We start from the raw sequence: 19,373 nt of genomic DNA, 5'->3' as shown, positions 1-19,373 counted from the left end.
CCAGGCTCGAGGAATTCAGTGCTCAGGCTTCTAGTTCGCTGTCGAGAATCGCGAAAAGCTCTGCTGCGTCGGCGTCTTCCACATCGGCGTCGCGGTGGACACCGGCGGTGTCGATTCGCGCTGCCCAACTGGCCGCGATGGACTGCAACCGAACCGCGATCCGGACCTTTTCCTCTTCGCCCCGATTTCCGGTCGCGAGGGCGGATTCCAAATCCTCGAATATCGCGTCGATCGAGCGAGCCGGTTTTTCCCCTGGCCCGTCCGAGAGTTGTTCGCGAAGATGCTCGGCCAGCGCGGCGGGTGTGGGGTAGTCGAAAACGACGGTGGCCGCCAGCGCCAGGCCGGTATCCGCTTTGAGCCGGTTGCGCAGCTCGACCGCACCCAGTGAATCGAATCCCAGATCCTGGAAGGTGCTGCGGTCGGCATCGAGGGCGGACACGGCGTCCCGGCCGAGTACGGCCGTCACGTGCGCACGGACGGCATCGAGCACGACCTGCCGCTGCCGATCGGCGTCCAGGCCGGCGAGCCGTTGTCGCAGACCGGATATCACCATCGAGGTCGCCGCCGGACGGGTGACCGCCCGCGGTACCAGTTCGCGGAGCAGAGGCGGCAGCAGTCCGGCCTCGGCCTTGGCGCGGATCGCGGAGGTGTCCACGCCGGCGATCACCGCGTGGCCCGAACCCGTTTCGAGCACCGAATCCCACGCCGCCAAAGCCTGCTCGTCCGACAAAGCGGTGAATCCGGTGCGCGTCATCCGGGCCGCATCGGCATCGGTCAGGTGTCCGGTCATACCGCTGGAGCGTGCCCACGGACCCCAGGCCAGCGACCGACCGGCAAGCCCGCGTGCACGCCGATGGGCCACCAGACCGTCGACGAAGGTGTTCGCCGCCGCGTAGTTGGCCTGCCCGGGGCCGCCGATCGTGCCGGACACCGACGAGAACACCACGAACGCGGCAAGATTCAGATCCGCGGTCGCCTCGTGCAGATACCAGGCGGCGTCGGCCTTCGGCGCCAGGACCGCATCCATCCGGTCGGCGGTCAACGCCGCGACGACCCCGTCGTCGAGGACGCCCGCTGCATGGATCACCCCGGTCAACGGCCACGGCTCGGACACCTCGGCCACCAAACGCCGCACCGCGCCGGGATCGGTGACGTCACACGCCTCCACCCGCACCCGCGCACCCAGTCGCTCCAACTCGCCGGACAGAGCCGCGATACCGTCTGCTCGCGGGCCACGGCGGCTGACCAGCAGCAACGACCGCACGCCGTGCTCGACGACCAAGTGCCGGGCGACCACCGCACCCAAACCACCGGTGCCACCGGTGATCAGCACCGTTCCCGTGCCGAAGGCGTCGGCGGCGGCCGAGGCGGTCGCGGGCCGGGTGAGCCGCGCGGTGTGGACGACACCGGCGCGCACCACCACCTGTGGTTCGGCCGCGGCCAGCGCACCGAGCCGCTCATCGATACGAGTGTCCGTGTCGACCAAATGGATTCGGCCCGGGTCCTCCGACTGCGCGCTCCGCACCAAACCCCACACCGCGGCACCCGCGAGATCCGTGACATCCTCACCGGGCAGGGCGACCGCGCCGCGCGTCGCGACCACCAGCCGACTCGACGCGAACCGGTCCTGCCCCAGCCACGCCTGCACCACCTCGAGCATCCGGGCGACTTCGGCGTGGGTCGTGGTCACCGGATCGGCGCCGGTGTGCTCGGTCCAGCCGGACCCGGCCTCGACCACGACCAGCGGGGGCACCGGCGAGTCCGGTCCCAGCCGATCCCACCGGCCCACTTCCGACTCCACCACGGGCAACTCGGATTCGGTCGGCGACCACACCAGCTCCAGGACCGGAGCGGCCGCAGCGGTCGCGGCCAGTCGCGCCACCGGGGTCGAACGAGTCGTCATCTCGCCCGACAGCACCGGTTGCCCGTGCCCGTCGGTCATCGACACCGACACCGACGAACCGGTCACGGTCAGCCGCACCCGCAGCACCGAGGCCTCGGCCGCGTACAGCGCCACCGACTGCCACCCGAACGGCAAGACGACCTGACCGGGCGGTACCTCCTGCACACCGGCCAGCAGTCCCGACTGCAGGGTCGCGTCCAGCAACGCCGGATGGATGCCGAATCCCGCACTGTGCACGCCGGTGTCCGCGTCGACGGCGATCTCGGCGAACACCTCGTCGCCACGGCGCCACAGCGCCCGCACACCCTGGAAGGCCGGTCCCAGGTCGTAGCCGCGCGACAAGAACTTCGTGTAATCGATCTCGACAGCGCTCGCCGCGGCAGGCGGCCAGGCCTCCGGTTCGGGCACAGCCGTGTCGTCTCGGCTGGTCAGCAGTCCATGCGCGTGCAGTTCCCACTGGCCGTCGTGGTCGTGCGCACCGCGGGAATAGATCGAGAGCGACCGCTGCGCCGACTCCGGCTCGGGTCCGCCGACGACGACCTGAATCCGCACCCCGCCCGACGCGGGGAACACCAGCGGCGCCCGCAGCATCAACTCCTCGATCACCGGGCACCCGGCTTCCCGACCGGCACGCAACGCCAACTCCACGAACCCGGTCCCTGGCAGCAACATGACCCCGCCGATGACGTGGTCGGCCAGCCACGGCTGCGACAGCGCGGACAGGTGCCCGGTCAGCACGACACCACCGGCTGCCATCGGCACGGCCGCGTCCAGCATGGGGTGAGCCACCACTCGCAGCCCCAGGGAATCGGCGGCCGCGATGCCCGGTGTCGTCTCGAGCCAGTAGCGGCGACGCTGGAAGGCATAAGTGGGCAACGACACTCGCGAAACGGGGCGGGCGGCGAAGAACACCCGCCAGTCGACCTCGACGCCGGCCGCATGCGCCCGCGCCAGACCGGTCACGAACTGCGCGACCTCGCCGTGCCCGCGGCGGGCGGCGGCGATCACCGACGACTCCGCTTCGAGATCCTCCGGCAGGCTCTGCCTGGTCATGGCCGCCAGGACGGCGTCCGGACCGACTTCGAGGAATCGGCGCACCCCGGCGGCCGCCAGCGACTCGATCCCGGTCGCGAAGCGCACGGCCGAGCGCACCTGCCGGACCCAGTAGGCCGGATCGAGCACTTCGTCGCCCGCGATCCGCCCGGACAGATTCGACACCAGCGGCAGCTGCGGGCGGCGGTAGCCGATATCCCGTGCGACAGCGGTGAACTCGGCCAGCATCGGGTCCATCCGGTGGGAATGGAACGCGTGCGACACCCGCAGCCGGGAGGTCTTTCGCCCGCGGTCGGCGAACTGCTGCTCGATCGCCGCCACCGCGTCCTCGTCACCGGACACCACCACGGCCTGCGGCGCGTTCACCGCGGCGAGGGACACCCGGTCGGCCCGACCGGCGAGTGCCTCGGAGACTTCGTGTTCGCTCGCCGCGACGGCCAGCATCGCTCCGCCTTCGGGCAGCAGGCCCATCAGGCGGCCCCGCGCCGCGACCAGCCGACACGCGTCCGGAAGCGTCCAGACACCGGCGAGGTACGCGGCGGCCAGCTCGCCGATCGAATGTCCGATCAGGTAATCCGGTGTGACGCCGAACGAATCCAGCAGCCTGAACAGCGCGACCTCGTAGGCGAACAGGGCGGGCTGGGTGAAATCCGTTCGATCCAGCAGGCCGTCGTCGTCCGGCCCGCCGCCGGTGAACATCACCTGCCGCAGCGAAACGCCCAGCAGTGCATCGAACTGTTCACACACCTCGTCCAGCGCCGCGGCGAACACCGGAAACGCTTCGTAGAGTTCACGTCCCATACCGGCCCGCTGAGCACCTTGCCCGGTGCACAGAAAAGCGGTTTTGCGCGACATCGCCTGTGCTGCCGCCACACCGGCGGCCGTGCACGCCGCGCCGTGCTCCGCGAGCGCCGCCAGGCCTGCCAGCAGTGTGTCGCGATCGCCCGCGACCACCGCGCCCCGCCAGTCCAAGCGGGCGCGCGTGGTCAGGAGCGAATAGCCGATATCGTCGACCGCCACGTCGGGGTGCTCGATCGCGAACTGGCGCAGCTTGGCCGCCTGCGCGCGCAGGCCGTCCTCGGTCTTCGCCGAGAGCAGCCAGGTGCAGATTCCCGCCGCCACGGCTTTCGCACCCTGATCGGGCGCCTCGCCCGTCGTCTCGGTGGAAGCATCCTCCAGAGCAGGGGCTTCCTCCAGAATCACGTGCGCGTTCGTGCCACTGGCGCCGAAGGAGGACACACCGGCGCGCCGGACTCGCTCCCCCGCTGGCCAGGGTTCCGCCGTGGTGAGCAGCCGCACCGAGCCCGCGGACCAGTCCACATGCGGGGTCGGCGCATCGACGTGCAGTGTCGCGGGCAGCAGGTCGTGGCGCATCGCCTGCACCATCTTGATCACGCCGCCGACACCGGCCGCGGCCGAGGTGTGGCCGATGTTCGACTTGAGCGAGCCGATCCGCAGCGGTTCTCCGGCGCGATCGCGTCCGTAGGCGGCGATCAGCGCCTGCGCCTCGATCGGGTCGCCGAGGGTGGTACCGGTGCCGTGTGCTTCGACCGCATCGACGTCGGCCGGGGTGAGACCGGCATTGGCGAGCGCCTGCGCGATCACCTTCTCCTGCGACGGACCGTTCGGCGCGGTCAGCCGGTTGCTGGCGCCGTCCTGGTTGACCGCGCTGCCGCGGATGACCGCGAGCACCCGGTGGCCGTGCCTGCGCGCATCGGACAGGCGCTCGATCGCGAGCATGCCGAGGCCCTCGGAGAAGCCCGTCCCGTTCGCCGCCGCCGCGAAGGCCTTGCACCGCGCGTCCGGGGACAGCGCGTGCTGGCGTCCGAACGCGATCAACAGGGCCGGATCCGACATCACGGTGACGCCGCCGACCAGTGCCAGCGAGGTGTCGCCCTGTCGCAGCGCGTGGCAGGCCAGGTGCAGGGCGACCAGCGACGACGAGCACGCGGTGTCCACCGACAGCGCCGGGCCCTTGAAACCGAAGGTGAAGGCCACCCGCCCGGACAGGACACTGTTCGAAACACCCAGGTAGGCATGGCCTTCCGCCTCGGCGGTGAGGCCGGGCGAACCGACGCGCGGGCCGTAGTCCTGGTGGATCACGCCGGCGAACACTCCGGTGTCGCTGCCGCGCAGTGTCACCGGATCGATACCGGCGTCCTCCAGCGCCTCCCAGGCCGTTTCCAGGAACAGCCGTTGCTGCGGGTCCATCGCCAGGGCCGCACTCGGGCCGATACCGAAGAAGCCGGCATCGAAATCGCCTGCGGCGTTCAGGAATCCGCCTTCGCGGGTGTAGACGGTTCCGGGCGTGTCCGGATCGGTGTCGAACAGCCGCTCCAGATCCCAGCCCCTGTCGGCCGGAAAGGGGCCGACGGCGTCGGCGCCGGAGGCGACCACGTCCCACAGTTGTGCCGGAGTTTCGACGCCACCCGGATAACGGCAGCTCATGCCGACGATCGCGATCGGTTCGCCGGCCCGGTCCTCGAGGTGCTGGATGTGCTTCTTGGCGGCGCGGAGGTCTCCGGTGAGCTTGCGCAGATACCGGCTGAGCCGTTCCTCGTTGCTGGTGCCGGGGTTGGTCATGCTGGGCCGAACTCCTCGTCGATAAGGTCCATGAGCTCGCTGTCGGAACTGAATTCGAGGTCGTCGAACTCACCGTCCGACCACGTGCCTGCCAGATAGGTGCGCAGGCGCTCGTTGACGCCCCGCAATCCGGCGACGGTCTCGTCGTTGTCACCGCCATCGGCGATGATCCGCTCGAGCAGGGCCTCGAGCCGTGCTATGTCGTCGGACGCCACAGGCGTCGGTTGCGCGGGTGTCGTCACCACGGTCTGCGACAGCAGGTAGTCGGCGACCTCTCCCGCGGTCGGGTAGTCGAAGACCAAGGTCGAGGGCAGCGAGAGCCCGGTCACTTTCGAGAGCCGGTTCCGGAATTCGACTCCGCCGAGGGAATCGAAGCCGAGTTCGCTGAAGCCGCGATCGGGTCCGATGTCGTCGGCCGACCCGTAACCCAGTACCGCCGCGACGTGTTCGCGCACCAGGTCCAGGACGATCCCGCGTCGCTTCGCCTCCGCCACACCGTTCAGCCGCTCCCCGAGCGACGGTTCAGCACTCGATGCCGGGGCCGACCGGCCGCGGGCGCGAACGAACCCACGCAGCACCGCCGGAATCGGATCGGTGTGCGCTTCCATGCGCAGTTTGTCGGTATCCAGCTGCAACAGCGCCGGCACCGGTTCGGCCGTGGTCAGCGATTCGTCGAACAACCGCAGGCCGTCGGCGCGGTCCAGCGGAGCCAGGCCCAGACGCTCCAACCGTCTCATGGCGGTGCGATCCAACGCGCCGGTCATGCCGATGTCCTGCTGCCACGGACCCCAGGCGAGTGCGAGTGCCGGAAGTCCCGCGGCGCGGCGTTGTCTCGCGAGGGCATCCAGGAAGCTGTTCGCGGCAGCGTAATTCGCCTGCCCGGCCGAACCGATCATTCCGGCGATCGAGGAGAACATCACGAACGCCGACAGATTCATGTCCCGGGTGAGCTCGTGCAGATGCCACGCCGCATCGGCTTTGGCCGCGAACACCCGATCGACCTGGTCCTCGGTGAGTGTATGGAACGTGCCGTCGTCGAGCACGCCCGCCGTGTGGACGACACCGGTGAGCGGGCGCTCCGCGGGCAGGTCGGACAGCAGATCGCGGAGCGCGTCGCGGTCGGCCACATCGCAGGCGGCGATCCGTACCTCGGCGCCGGATCGGGACAGTTCCGCCACGAGTTCCGTCGCACCGTCGGCACGCTCGCCACGGCGGGAGACCAGCAGCAGTCGCCGCACACCGTGTGCGGTGACCAGGTGCCTGGCCAGCAGCGCGCCCAATCCGCCGGTCCCGCCGGTGATCAGAACGGTTCCGGGGCCGAACGACACTGGCTCTGTGACATCTCTCGAGGTCAGTGCCTCCAGTCGCGGTATCAGGACGCGGTCGTCCCGCACTGCCACCTGCGGCTCGCCGGTCTCCAGCACGGCTCGGATCGAATCTGACGAAAGCGGTTGTGCACCGGTCGATTCACCGGTGTCGAGCAGGACTATCCGCTCCGGGTATTCGGTCTGAGCGCTCCGTATCAGCCCCCACACCGCAGCCGATGCGGTATCCGGCGTCTCCTCGGGCAAGGATGCCGCACGGCTGGTCAGCACGACCAGCCGTGACCGTGCGAATCGCTCGTCGGCCAACCAGTCTCGTACCGTGCGCAACGCGGCGTTGACCCGATCGCGCGCGGGCCCCTTCGAATCACCTTGTCGTGCAGCGCCTTCGGACCAGACCACGACGTCCGGAACGGTCGAAGCCGAGGCGAGCGCGGCCAGATCCGGATACCGCTCGTCGATTCCGTCGACGTGCGCGGCTCCGAGCACGGCTGCGCTTCCGGTCGAGGTGCGTCCGTCGGGCATCTCCACCGTCGCCCAGCGCAACCCGTACCGTGCCGCGCGTCCGCCCGGCAAGGTGGCGCGGAACTGCTGGACGTCGTAGGAACGCATGACCGCTTCGTCGATGGTGACCACCGGACTTCCGTCCTGGTCTACGGCCACGACGGTGATCGCCTCACCGCCGCGCCGGATCGCCATCACCCGCAACGTCCTTACCGTGGACGTGGTGTGGATTCGCGTTCCGCCCCAACGGAACAGGAGTTTGCCCTCGGCGGGATCGCCCTTGTGGTCGGGCCAGATCAAACAGGCGATACCCGCATGCATCACCATGTCGAACAGCGCCGGATGCAGTTGGAACCGTTCAGCTGGGAATTCCGGATTCAAGGTGACCTCGGAAAAGACCGTGTCACCACTGCGCCACGCGGCGTCGACGCCGAGGAACGAGGCACCGTATTCCAGTCCGGCTGCACGCGCCACCTGGGCCGGAATCCAGTCGGTATCGACCGGTTCGGCGTCGACGGGCGGCCACGGCGCCTCGCGCAGCATGTCCATCAGTCCGATGTCGACCAGCTCTCGGCTGCTCAGCACGCCGCTGGCGTTGCGCGTCCACTCGCCGTCGGCCGCGTCGCCGGTGCGGCGGTAGTGGAACGTGAACGGTCGACGTCCCGCAGGATCGGATTCGCGCACCAAAACCTGGAGTTCGACGTCGCCCTCCGCCGGCGGCAGGATCGGCGCCTCCAGGATGAGCTCCTCCACGGCGCCGCAGCCGATCCGCGGACCCGCTACCAGCAGCATCTCCATGAGCGCGGCACTCGGGACGAGCACAACGCCGTAGGTGGTGTGGTCGGCGATCCATGGATGGGTGCGCAGCGAGAGCCGCCCCGTGAACAGCCACTCGTCGCGATCGGCCACGCGCACCACGTCGGTGAGCAGCGGGTGTTCCGAGGTCGCGTTCCGGGTCTCCTCGAGACTGGGTTCGAGCCAGTATCGCCGATGTTCGAAGGCGTAGGTGGGCAGAGCGATTCGTGACACCCGGCGGGTGTCGAACAGCGGATTCCAGTCGACGGCCAGCCCGGCGGTGTGCGCGTGGCCGAGCAGCGTCAGGAACTGCTCGACCTCGTCGTGATCCCGGCGGGCCGCCGCGGCGACCACCGATCGAGCCTCGTCCTCCGCGGACAGCGTGTGCCGCGTCATCGCCGCCAGCACCGCGTCGGGTCCGACTTCGAGGAACCGGCGCACGCCCGACGCCGACAGCGTCTCGACGCCGGGCGCGAAACGCACCGCGGCGCGCACCTGCGACACCCAGTACCCCGGATCCAGGATCTCGTCTCCCGCGATCCGTCCGGAGACGTTCGACACCAGGGGGATACGCGGGGCGTTGAAGGTCACTCGCGCCGCCACGGACTCGAACTCGGCCAGCATGGGCTCCATCCGCGGGGAATGGAACGCATGCGACACCCGCAGTCGGCTGGTCTTGCGGCCCCGCTCGGTGAACTGCCGATCGATCTCGTCGATGGCGTCCTCGTCACCCGAGACCACCACGGACGCAGGCGCATTCACCGCTGCCACCGACACACGTTCGCCGAATCCGGCGATCGCCGCGCTGATTTCCGGCTCGGACGCGGCGACCGCGAGCATCGCGCCGCCGGAGGGCAGCGCATCCATCAGCCGCCCTCGTGCCGCGACCAGCGCGCAGGCATCCTCCAGCGACCAGACACCGGCCACATAGGCCGCGGCCAGTTCACCGATCGAATGCCCGAGCACCATGTCCGGGACCAGTCCGAACGACTCCAGCAGCCGAGACAGCGCCACTTCGAACGCGAAGAGCGCGGGCTGGGTCAAGCGTGTCCGATCCAGAATCCCGGGCTCCGCGGCGACTCCTTCGTCGTCGATCAGGTGCCCGGTGACCATCGCCTGCTTCAGCGAGCAGCCCAGCAGCGGATCGAACTGGGCGCACACCTCGTCCAGCGCGGCGGCGAATACCGGGAAGGCCTTGGCGAGACCTGCGCCCATACCCACCCGCTGCGCGCCCTGACCGGTGAACAGGAAGGCTGTCTTGCCGGAGCCCACCGTGCCGGAAACCACTCCGGCCGAGGAAGTTCCGGTGGCGAGCGTCGCCAGCCGCGCCAGCAGTTCGTCGCGATCGGAGCCGAGGACCGCTGCCCGCCACTCGTGCTGCGCGCGTGTCGTTACCAGCGAATACGCCACATCCGCCGGATCGGCATCGGGGTGATCGATCAGCCACTGCTGGAGGTTCGCCGCCTGTGCCCGCAGGGCGGTCTCGGTCTTGGCCGACACCAGCCACGGCGCCGCCGTCGGAGCGTGGTCGATAGCCGGTGGCGAGACGACGGACCGCGGGGCGGGCGCCTCCTCGATGATCGCGTGCGCGTTGGTGCCGCTGACTCCGAACGACGACACTCCGGCTCGACGGACCGTCCCCCCTGAGCGCCATGGCTCCGGCCGGTTCAGCAGACGCACCGCGCCGGACGACCAATCCACATGCGGGGACGGCGTTTCCGCGTGCAGGGTCGGAGGCAGGGTTTCGTGTCGCAGCGCCTGCACCATCTTGATCACGCCGCCGACACCGGCCGCCGCGACGGTGTGACCGATATTCGATTTGATCGATCCGATGCGCAGCGGCTCCCGATCCCCACGCTCCTGCCCGTATGCGGCGATCAACGCGTTGGCTTCGATGGGATCCCCCAGGGGAGTGCCGGTCCCGTGCGCTTCCACCGCGTCCACGTCGGCGGGCGTGAGCCCGGCATTCGCGAGGGCCTGCGCGATCACGCGCTCCTGCGACGGGCCGTTCGGCGCTGTCAGGCCATTGCTGGCACCGTCCTGATTCACCGCGCTGCCCCGGACGACGGCCAGGATGTCGTGGCCCAGCCGCTGCGCGTCGGACAGTCGCTCCAAGACCAGGACGCCCACGCCTTCGGCGAAGGCCACACCGTCGGCCGCGGCGGAGAACGCCTTGCACCGGCCATCCGGCGACAGGCCCCGTTGCCGCGCGAAATCCACGGAAAGATAAGGGGTCGCCGCCACGGTGACGCCGCCCGCCAAGGCCAGCGACGTCTCGCCCTGACGCAACGCCTGACACGCCAGGTGCAAGGCCACCAATGACGACGAGCATGCGGTATCGATCGTGACCGCTGGCCCCTCCAGGCCGAACGCGTAGGCGACGCGGCCGGAGACGACGCTGTGGGTGGTGCCGGTCAGCCGGTATCCCTCGAGGTCGCCGGTGACGCGGTCGACATACCCCGAGGCGCACGCGCCCGCGAACACGCCGGTATCGCTGCCGCGCAACGTGACCGGGTCGATTCCGGATCGCTCCAATGCCTCCCAGGACGCTTCCAGCAGCAACCGCTGCTGCGGATCCATCGCCAGGGCCTCGCGTGGGCTGATCCCGAAGAATCCGGCGTCGAAATCAGCAGCGTCATCGAGGAATCCACCGCCGCGGCTGTAGACCGTCCCCGGCTTGTCCGGGTCCTGGTCGATCAGCCGCTCGAGATCCCAGCCGCGATCGTTCGGGAACTCCGTGGTGGCATCGGTACCCGAGCGCACCAGATCCCACAACTGCTCCGGGGTTCGGACGCCGCCGGGGAACCGGCAGCTCATGCCGACGATCGCGATGGGCTCGTCCACGCGGACGCGACGCGACACCCGGGTCGTCCTGGAATCGGACTCCGTTCCCGCGATCTTGGCGTGCAAGAGGGTGGCGACCGCCGCGGCGGTGGGGTGATCGAAGACCAGCGTGGACGGCAGCTGGACACCGGTGGCCTTGGACAGGCGGTTGCGGAACTCGACGCCGCCGAGCGAGTCGAATCCCAATGCGTCGAATCGCTGGTCGGGACCAATATCTTCGGCGGAACCATGACCGAGCACGGCTGCCGCGTGCTCCCGGACCACGTCGAGCACCACTTCGGCGCGTTTGGCTTCCGGTACCCCGCTCAGCCGGGTACCCAGCGAACTCGACGCCGCCGCGGGCCGGTCCGTTGTGCGGGGCAGGAACCCGCGGAGCACCGTGGGCACCGCACCGTCGCGCGCTTCGCGCCGCAGCTCCGCCGGGTCGAACCCGATCGCTGCCACGTGCGCGGTGGCGCGGCTGGTCGCCGCATCGAACAGGCGGAGACCTTCGTCGTTGGCGAGGGGATGGAGACCGAGCCTTTCCCAGCGGGCGACGGCGCTGCGGTCCAAAGCGCCGGTCATACCGGCAGCCGAATTCCAGGGCCCCCACGCCAGCGATATCGCGGACAGCCCTTCGGCTCGGCGGCGGTGTGCCAGCGCGTCGAGGAACGCGTTGGCCGCGGCGTAGTTGCCCTGTCCCGCCGTACCGATCGTCGCCGCGACGGACGAGAACAGCACGAAGGCCGACAAGTCACGATCGCGAGTGAGCTCGTGCAGATGCCATGCGGCCGCGGCCTTCGAGTCGAACACGCGCCGCAGTTGCTCGGCGGTCAGGCCCGCGAGGGTGCCGTCGTCGAGGACGCCCGCCGCGTGTACTACGCGGGTCAGCGGATGATCGGCATCGATCGAACCCAGGAGTGCACGGAGGGCTTCGCGATCGCCCACATCGCAGGCCGCTACCCGGACAGCAGCGCCCGCTTCCGACAGCGTGGACACCAGTTCCGTTGCACCATCCGCGGTTTCACCTCGCCTGGAGACCAGTAGCAGACGGCGAACTCCGTGTGCGGAGACCAGGTGACGAGCCACGAGTGCGCCGAGGCCGCCGGTACCGCCGGTGATCAGTACGGTGCCGTCGCCGAATGGCGGCGGCTCGGCTTCGTCCGCGGCGCGCGCTCGCACCAGTCTGGGCACGAGTAGCGATCCGGCGCGCACCGCGGCCTGCTCTTCGCCCGCCGCGATCACCGCGGCGACCAGCGTCGGGTCGGCCATGGGCACGGCGGCCGACGGGTCGGCGTCGAGGAGGACGAATCGGCCCGGGTATTCGGATTGCGCGCTGCGCATCAGACCCCGGACGGCCGCCGCGGCGAGATCCGGTGTCTCGCCGGGCAGCCCGGCGCCGCTCGTGGTCAGCACGACCAGGCGAGTGTCGGCCAGACGATCTTCGGCCAGCCAGGCCTGCACCGTCGCCAACACCGTCTCCAGGTGTCCGCGAACGGCCGCTGGATCGTCGGCCGCGGCGCCGACCTCCGTCTGCCAGAGCACGACGTCCGGAAGCGCCTGTGCCGCAGCGAGTTCTGCGGGGTTCGAATAGCTGGCCTCGATTCCGGCGACCGGCGCCGAACCGAGTACGGCGATCCGGTCCGCGGGCACACTCGGCGTCGCCACCGCCGCGGGCGTCCATTGGATCTCGTAGAGGTCGGCGTCATCCCCGGCAAGGGTGCCGCGCATCTGCTTCACGTCGTACGGCCGCATGACGACCGCGTCGACGGAGACGACGGGCCGTCCCGAATCATCCACGGTCGCGACGGAGATCGTTTCCGGGCCGGTCGTCGTGGCGATGACTCGCAGCGTCGTCGCCTTGACCAACGGCCGGTGCAGTCGCGCCCCGCCCCAACGGAACAGCAACCGGCCGGTGTTCGGATCGCTGTCTTGATCGCGCCAGACGAGCCCGGCCAGCCCGGCGTGCATCACCAGGTCGAGCAGAGCGGGATGCAGATCGAACCGCTCCGGTTCGGGCGCGGCCGCGGTGTCCAGGGTGATCTCGGAGAAGACGGCCCCATCCCGCTCCCATGCGGCGTCGACACCGAGGAACGCCGGACCGTATTCGAGTCCGGATCCCGTGGCGATCCGCTCGGGAATCCATGCGGTGTCGAGTGTTTCGGCGTCGACCGGCGGCCATGACTCGTTCCGCAGCCGGTCCAGCAGAGCGTCGTCGCCGTCCCAGGAAGGAGCCAGTACACCGCTGGCGTTGCGCACCCACTCGCCCGCTCGGCGACCCGACTTGCGGAAATAGAAACTGAATTGCCGCCGCCCGGTCCGGTCCGGCTCCCGCACCGACACCTGGAGTTCGACCTCGTCGTCCTCCGACGGGAGGATCGGAGCCTCCAGGGTCAGCTCCTCGACGACGCCGCAACCTATTCTGCTGCCCGCTACCAGCAGGAACTCGACGAGGGTCGCGCTCGGCAGCACCACGGTGCCGTAGGTCATGTGGTCGGCGACCCACGGGTCGGTCGGCAGCGAGAACCGGCCGGTGAAAACGTACTCGTCCTTACCGGCCACCGGCACCACACCGGTCAGCAACGGGTGGCCGAGATCGTCGACGGTGGCTTCGGGACGCGGCGGCAGCCAGAATCGCTGATGTTGGAAGGCGTACGTGGGCAGCGGAACTCGCCGCATCGCGCGGCGACCGAACAGTGGCGTCCAATCCACCCGCACACCGGCCGTATGAGCGTGCGCCAACATGGTCAGGAACTGTTGGGGCTCATCGTGATCCCGCCGCGTGGCCGCGGTCACCACCGACTCCGCGCCCTCCGCAAGGGTCTGCCGGGTCAGCGCCGCCAGCACCGCGTCGGGCCCCACTTCCAGGAAGCGACGCACACCCGAGTCGAGCAACGTCTCGATACCCGGCGCGAATCGCACCGCGGCCCGCACTTGCCGTACCCAGTAGGCAGGTTCGGTCATCTCGTCCCCGGCCAGCCGACCGGACACATTCGACACCACGGGCAGGCGCAGCCGGTGGTACGTCAATTCCTTCGCGACAGCCTCGAATTCGGCCAGCATCGGATCCATCCGATGCGAGTGGAAGGCATGACTGACCCGCAACCGCGACGTCTTCCTGCCGCGCTCGGCGAACAGCGGTTCGATCTCGGCAACCGCGTCCTCGTCACCCGAAATCACCAGGGCGGCAAGTGCGTTCACCGCCGCGATCGACACTCGGCCGGGATACCGGGCGACGACATCGCGCACTTCGGTCTCGGACGCCGCGATGGCCAGCATCGCCCCGCCCTCGGGCAAGGCGCCCATGAGACGGCCGCGCGCCGCCACCAACCGGCAGGCATCCTCGAGCGACCACAGGCCCGCGAGGTACGCGGCCGCGACTTCGCCGATCGAATGGCCGATCAACACATCCGGAGTGACGCCGAACGACTCCAGCAGGCGATACAGCGCCACCTCGAAGGCGAACAGCGCGGGCTGGGTGAACTCCGTCCGATCCAGCACCGTGACACCGGTTTCGTCGGTGGCGCCGCTGAACATGAGTTGCTTCAGCGAGCACTCCAGCACTGGATCGAACTGGGCGCACACCGAATCCAAGGCGTCCGCGAATGCCGGGAACGCCTCGTACAACCCGGCGCCCATACCGACCCGCTGCGCACCCTGACCGGTGCACAAGAACGCCGTCCGCCCCGTACCGATGGCGCCCGCGACGACACCGGCGCCGGTCCCCGATTCGGCGAGATTCGTCAACCGCTCGAGCAGCTCGTCCCGATCGCGACCGAGGATCACACTGCGCGCATCCAGCTGCGCTCGTGCCGTCGCCAACGCGTAGGCCGCATCCGGGACGTCGATCTCCGGTCGCTCCGACAACCACGCACGCAACCGGGCGGCCTGCGCGCGCAGCCCTGTCTCGCCCTTACCCGACACCAGCAGTGGGATGAGCGGCGCGGTGGTGTTCGACTGCCGCTCCGCGTCGTCTGCGATGTCGCCCTCGGCCGCCGCTACCGGGGCGGCAGGCGCTTCTTCGAGGATCACATGCGCGTTGGTGCCGCTGATGCCGAACGACGACACACCCGCCCGACGCACCCGCTCGGTGGTGGTCCACGGTTCGTCTTCGGTCAGCAGACGCACCGCGCCCGAAGCCCAATCCACGTGCGGCGACGGCGAATCGACGTGCAGCGTTCGCGGCAACCGCTCGTGCCGCATCGCCTGCACCATCTTGATCACACCGGCCACACCGGCGGCGGCCACGGCATGGCCGATATTCGATTTCAGCGAACCGATCCGCAACGGCTCCCGATCGCCGCGATCCTGTCCGTAGGCAGCGATCAACGCCTGTGCTTCGATCGGATCGCCCAGCGTCGTGCCGGTCCCGTGCGCCTCGACAGCGTCCACGTCGACCGCCGAGATCCCCGCGTTGGCGAGGGCCTGCGCGATCACCCGCTCCTGCGCCGGGCCGTTCGGAGCGGTCAGACCGTTGCTCGCGCCGTCCTGGTTCACCGCACTACCGCGAACGACGGCCAGAATGTTGTGGCCGAGCCGCTGCGCGTCCGAAAGGAGTTCGAGCACAAGGACACCCGCACCCTCGGACCACGCCACACCGTCGGCCGCAGCCGAGAACGCCTTGCAACGACCGTCCGGCGCCAGGCCGCGCTGTCGGGAGAAGTCCACGTACAGGTACGGACTCGCCGCGACGGTCACACCACCGGCGAGAGCGAGCGAGCTGTCGCCCTGGCGCAGTGCCTGACACGCCAGGTGCAACGCCACCAGCGACGACGAGCAGGCCGTATCCACCGTGACCGCCGCCCCTTCCAGGCCGAACACGTACGCGACACGACCCGAGATGACGCTGTGCGACGTGCCGGTCAGCCGGAATCCCTCCAGGTCACCGGTCACCCGGCCGGCGTATCCCGACGAGCAGGCGCCGGCGAAGACGCCGGTGTCACTGCCCCGCAACGACGTCGGGTCGATGCCCGCGTCCTCCAAGGCCTCCCATGCTGTTTCGAGCAACAGCCGCTGCTGGGGATCCATCGCCAGCGCTTCGCGAGGGCTGATGCCGAAGAAGCCCGGATCGAAATCGCCCGCACTGCCGAGGAATCCGCCGTGGCGCGAGTAGACCTTGCCCGGCTTGTCGGGGTCCTGGTCGAACAGCCGGTCCAGGTCCCAGCCGCGGTCGGTCGGGAATTCGCCGATCGCGTCCCGCCCCGCGGCCACCAGGTCCCACAGATCCTCGGCGGAGCGCACACCGCCCGGGAATCGGGCGCTCATGCCGACGATCGCGATCGGTTCGTCCGAGGTCGTCCGTCGCGATATCCGCCGCTGCCCACGATCGGCGCCCGTGACCCGTGCCCGGAGCAATGCCGCGACCGCGGTCGCGGTCGGATGGTCGAAGATGAGCGTCTTCGGCAGCGGCACACCGGTGGCCCGCGTCAGCCGGTTCCGCAACTCCACCCCGCTGACGGAGTCGAAGCCGAACTCGGTGAACGGCAGGTCGGGTTGAACGGATCGGGCCGACTCGTGGCCCAGTACGGCAGCGGCATGCTCGCGAACGATATCGAGAACGACTGTGTCGCGCTGATATTCGGGAGCGGCCAGTAGTTTGCGTGCCAGCGGTCCGTTGTCCCAGGCTCCGGTTCGTTCCCCGTCCTCGGAAATCCGGCCCTCGGAAACTTGCTCCTCGGCCACCGCGAGATCGGCGAGATTCCCACCGGAAGTGACCGGCGCACCGGCCCAGAAGTTTCTGCGCTGGAACGCGTATGGCGGCAGGTCGACCCGCGCCCCACCGGCGACCAGCGCACGCGGATCCACCTGAACACCGGCGCAATGTGCCTGTGCCAGCGACGCCATGAACTGTTCCGGGCCGCCGGCGCCGCGCCGCAACGACCCGACAACGGATACGTCCTCGGCCGCACCGGCCGCCTCGGCGGTTACGCCGATGCCCATCGTGAGCACCGGATGCGGACTCGCCTCGATGAATCCGTCGACGCCGTCGCCGATGAGCGCCGTGACAGCATCGGCGAATCGAACCGGTTCCCGCAGCGACCGATACCAGTAGTCGGCGTCCAGTTCCGCCGTATCCAACCGGTCGGCGGATACCGTCGAGAAGAACGGCACCGAACCGGATCGCGGGCGGATCGGCTCCAGTTCCGCGAGCAGTCGATCACGGAGCCGCTCGACCGCCTTCGAATGCGACGCGTAGTCGACCGGAATCCGACGGGCCCACACACCGTCGTGAGCACAGTCGGCGAGAAACTCCTCCATCGCCGGAACATCACCGGCTATCACGCTCTGCGCCGGTCCGTTCACCGCCGCCAGCGACAGCCGATCCCCGTACGCCGACAAACGTTCCCGGACCGCGTCCGCGCCGAGTCCGATCGAAGCCATGCCGCCGTGTCCGGCCAGCTCATCGGCGACCGCCCGGGACCGCAGAGCGACCACGCGCGCCGCATCGGACAGCGACAGTCCACCGGCGATGTAGGCGGCGGCGATCTCGCCCTGGGAATGGCCGATCACCACGTCCGGCCGCACGCCCGCCGCCTGCCACATCCGGGCCAGTGAGACCATCACCGCGAAGAGCACCGGCTGCACGACATCCACGCGATCCAGCGAGGGCGCGGCCTCTTCGCGACGCAGCACCGCCGTCAGCGACCAGTCCACGTACGGCGCGAGCGCCGTCGCGCATTCCGCAATCGACTCCGCGAACGCGCCACCCGAATCCAACAGCCCGAGCGCCATCCCCTCCCACTGGCTGCCCTGTCCAGGGAAGACGAACGCGACCCGCCGCTGCTCGGCCCGCCCGATGGTCGGCTCGATCGCCGCGGCGGGCGCGGTCGGGTCGGCCAGGACCGCCAGACCGGTCAGCAACTCCTGTCGATCGCGCCCGACGACATTGCCGCGCCACTCCAGTTGGGCTCTGGTGGTCAGCAGAGAATGCGCCACGTCGACCACATCCAGCTCCGGATGACGGAGCAACCACTCTTGTAGCCTGGCCGCTTGCGCGCGCACGCCATCCTCGCTGCGGGCCGACACCACCCACGGCACCGCTCCGACCGCGACGTCGCCAGTGGACGCGGCGGAGAAGACGGCGGGTGCCTCCTCCAGGATCACGTGGGCATTCGAGCCCCCCATACCGAACGAGGACACACCTGCCCTGCGCACATCGGTTGCGGGCCAGTCCTCGATACCCGTCACCACCCGCAAACCCAGTTCGTCGAGCGGAATTCGCGGATTCGGCGTCTCGAAGTTCAAGCTGGCCACCAGTTCTCGGTGACTCAGCGAGAGCACGGTCTTGATCAGGCCCGCGATGCCGGAAGCGCCCTCCAGATGCCCGATATTCGTCTTGACCGACCCGACGGCCAGCGGCGCGTTCCGCGCCCGGCGCACGCCGTAGGTTTCACCGAGCGCGGCCGCCTCCACCGGATCACCGGCGGGTGTTCCGGTGCCGTGCAATTCGACGTACTGCACCGACGACGCCTCGACGCCGGCCGCATTCAGAGCGGAGCGGATCGCCGTCGCCTGCGCGTCCCGGCTCGGGGCGCTCAACACACGGCGTTCGTTGCCGGTGTTGACCGCGCTGCCGCGGATCACGGCGTGAATCCGGTCGCCGTCGGCGATCGCCCGCGCCAGGGGTTTCAGCACCACCACGCCACCGCCTTCGCCGCGCACGAACCCGTCGGCCCGCGCGTCGAAGGTGTGGCACGCGCCCAGCGCCGACTGCGCGCCGAACTGCTCGATCCGTTCACCGCTCGTCGGCGACAGAATCAGGTTCAGGCCACCGGCCAGGGCCACGTCGCTCTCGCCGCTGCGCAGGCTCTCACAGGCCAGATGCACCGCGACCAGCGAGGACGCCTGGGCGCTGTCGACGACCATGCTCGGACCGCTGAAACCGAAGTAGTTCGAGACGCGGTTGGCGATGATGCCGCGTCCGACACCCCACAGAGAATGGCGGCTGACTCCCGGACTGCCCTGGGAGGCAACGATTTCGGCGAAATCGCCGCCGGTGCAGCCGAAAAACACGCCACACGGCCGGGCATCGCGCGCCGTGGCGGCCAGCCCGGCGTCCTCGAGCGCCTCCCAGCTCAACTCCAGCGCCAACAGTTGCTGCGGATCGATCGCCCGCGCCTCGTTGGGCGATACTCCGAAGAAGTCCGCGTCGAACTGCCCTACGGTGTCGACGAATCCGGCCCGCTCGGTGATGTTCCCGCGTACGGAAGGAGCTGCGCCGATCGCGGCGCGCCCCGCCCTGAGGAGCTGCCAGAAACTATCGAGATCGGCCGCTCCCGGCATTCTGCAGGACATGCCAACGATAGCGACGGCAAAGGCCGATCCGTTCACCTCTGAACATCCTTCCTCAGCGCACGCTGTGACCCCCCGTCACGATCGATTCGCGGTTA

2 protein-coding genes are annotated in these 19,373 nt (G+C 69.5%); both read right to left on the bottom strand.

What is annotated here, in order from left to right:
• Positions 1-22: 22 nt before the first annotated feature.
• Positions 23-5,539, bottom strand: coding sequence for an SDR family NAD(P)-dependent oxidoreductase (locus tag AB0H49_RS19310; RefSeq protein ID WP_357253205.1), 5,517 nt, complete (start codon positions 5,537-5,539; stop codon positions 23-25).
• Entirely contained in the window at positions 5,536-19,314 is a 13,779-nt protein-coding gene (locus tag AB0H49_RS19305; protein ID WP_357253203.1) for a type I polyketide synthase, read from the bottom strand. The genes AB0H49_RS19310 and AB0H49_RS19305 overlap by 4 nt, the downstream gene beginning before the upstream one ends.
• Between the last annotated feature and the right edge of the window lie 59 nt (positions 19,315-19,373).

The sequence above is a fragment of the Nocardia sp. NPDC050713 genome, from assembly GCF_040654315.1.
In the GTDB taxonomy this organism is placed as follows: domain Bacteria; phylum Actinomycetota; class Actinomycetes; order Mycobacteriales; family Mycobacteriaceae; genus Nocardia.
This window is presented reverse-complemented; position numbering and strand designations above follow the sequence as displayed.

Excerpts from the sequence above, each read along its gene's own strand:
- AB0H49_RS19310 (WP_357253205.1), bottom strand. The coding sequence starts at position 5,539 with ATGACCAACCCCGGCACCAGCAACGAGGAACGGCTCAGCCGGTATCTG.